At 75.8% G+C, this 2,409-nt stretch carries 1 protein-coding gene; it reads right to left on the bottom strand.

What is annotated here, in order from left to right; translation table 11 throughout:
• The coding region (locus VR45_RS41005; RefSeq protein WP_234326682.1) for an SDR family NAD(P)-dependent oxidoreductase at positions 1-2,399 on the bottom strand (2,399 nt) is incomplete at its 3' end.
• Positions 2,400-2,409: the final 10 nt, after the last annotated feature.

The following is a 2,409-nucleotide window of genomic DNA, read 5'->3' as shown; positions in this document are numbered from 1 at the left end:
GCGTCGAACTCGGGGGCGTCGTGCAGGAAGCCGCCCTGCCTGCTGTAGGTGGTACCGGCGTGGTCGGGGTCCGGGTCGTACAGACCCTCGGTGTCCCAGCCCCGGTTCGACGGCCAGTCGCCGACGGCGTCGGTGCCCTTCGAGAGCAGGTGCCAGAAGTCCTCGGGCCGTACGACCCCGCCGGGGAAGCGGCAGCCCATGCCGACGATCGCGATCGGCTCGTTGCTGCCGGGCTCCGCCGACCGGCCCGCCCCGGTGCCGACGGACCCAGTGGTGCCGCTCGCCGCGTCCGGCAGGGAGAGGTCGAGGTCCGCGAGCAGCCGGTCGGCCAGCGCCGACGCTGTGGGATGGTCGAACAGGACGGTGGCGGGCAGGGCGAGTCCGGTTGCGGCTGCGAGCCGGTTGCGCAGCTCCACCGCGGTCAGCGAGTCGAAGCCGAGCGCGGAGAACGCCTTACCGGGCTGGACCGTGTCGACGTCGGGGTGGCGCAGGACCGTCGCCGCGTGGGTGCGTACCAGTTCGGTGAGGGTCCTGACCCGGTCCTCGTGGCGCGGCAGTACGGCGATCCGCTGCCGCAGGACGTCGGCGGAGCCGCCGCCCGCCCGGGCCGGCGACGGTGCGGTGGTGTCCGGGACGGGCCTCGCGGCGGCCGGGTCCGGTATCCCGTCGAGCAGGGCGGCGGACCACGGGCCCATGCCCGTGGTGAAGCGCCTCCAGTCGACATCGGCGACCACGACCAGCGCCTCGTCCTCCGCGAGTGCCCGGCCGATCGCGGTGACGGCCGTTTCCGGCTCCATCACCGGCATGCCCGAGTCCCGCAGCCGTGCGGCGACATCGTCCGCCAGCATGCCGGGCCCGGCCCAGGCGCCCCAGGCCACGGACGTGCCGGGCAGCCCGACGGCCCGGCGGGAGGCGACGAGTGCGTCGACAGCCGCGTTGGCGGCCGCGTAGTTGCCCTGCCCGGCGTTGCCCACGACGCCCATCACCGACGAGAACACCACGAAGGCCGACAGGTCGAGACCGGCGGTGGCCTCGTGCAGGTTCCGTGCGGCGGTCAGCTTGGCGCGCAGCACCACGGCGAGCCGCGCGGGGTCCAGCGCGTCGAGCACACCGTCGTCGAGGACGCCCGCCGCGTGGAAGACGGCGGACAGCGGGTACCGCGCCGGTATGTCGGCGACCAGCACCGCCAGTGCGGCCGGGTCGGCGACATCGCAGGCCGCGAAGGCCACTTCGGTGCCCAGCGCCGTCAGTTCCGCCCGCAGCGCGTCCGTACCGGGCGCGTCGGCACCGCGACGGCCGACCAGCAGCAGCCGCTCCGCGCCCTGGCCCGCGAGCCAGCGAGCGGTGTGCGAGCCGACGCCACCGGTGCCACCGGTGACGAGGACCGTGCCCTGCCATCGCGGTCGCGTCCGCACCCGGACGGCCGCGCTACCCTCACGGGCCCTCGGCGACGCGGGCGACGCGGGCCGGAGACGGCGTCCGTGGACCCCGGTGGAGCGCACCGCCACCTGCTCCTCGTCGGCCGCGGCTCCCGCGAGCACCGCGCACAGGCGGCGGGCGGCCCGTACGTCCAGCACCTCCGGCAGGTCGATCAGACCGCCCCGGCGATGCGGATGCTCCAGCGCCGCCGTCCGGCCCAGTGCGGCGGACGCGGCCTGACCGACGTGTCCGGGCCGCTCCGCGCCGCCCAGGACCGCCGTTCCCTTCGTCAGCGTCCAGAGCCGCGCATCGAGGCCGGTGTCCTCCAGCGCCTGGATCAGCGCGAGGGTCAGCGCCGGACCACCGGGCAGGTCCGGGTGGTCGGGGTGGGAACGCTCCTCCCAGGACAGCAGGGACAGCACGCCGGCGATCGGCTGCTCCCCCGCGGTCGTCGTGAGCAGAACGGCCAGTTGTTCGCGGGTCGCACCCGGATCGGCGACGACGCAGGGGAGGAGGTCGGCTCCGGCCTCGCCGAGGGTGTCCAGGACGGCCGCCGCGTCGTCGCGCTCGGGACGCAGGGCGAGCCAGCGGCCGGGGAGACCGTCCGCCGGCGCGACCGACAGGGGCGCCCAGACAACGTGGTAGCGCCAGGATTCCGCGCTGCGTTCACGGTTCCTGGCGGAGCGCCAGGCCGCCAGGGCGGGCAGGACTTCGTCCAGGGCTGCACGACCGACCCCGAGGGCTTCGGCGAGCTGGGCGGGGTCCTCGCGTTCCAGGTCGTCCCAGCGGTCCTCGGCCGGGGCGGACGGGACGGCGGCGGGGGCCGTCAGCCAGTAGCGCCGCCGCTGGAAGGCGTACGTCGGCAGCTCGACGCGCCGCGCCCCCGGGAAGGCACCCGACCAGTCCACCGCCAGTCCGCACTCCCACCCACGGCCCACCGCACGCAGCACCTGCTCCAGGCCGCCTTCTTCACGGCGCAAGGTCCCCAGC

Origin of the sequence: Streptomyces sp. NRRL S-495, from assembly GCF_000966955.1 — a bacterium.
In the GTDB taxonomy this organism is placed as follows: Bacteria; Actinomycetota; Actinomycetes; order Streptomycetales; family Streptomycetaceae; genus Kitasatospora; species Kitasatospora purpeofusca.
This window is presented reverse-complemented; position numbering and strand designations above follow the sequence as displayed.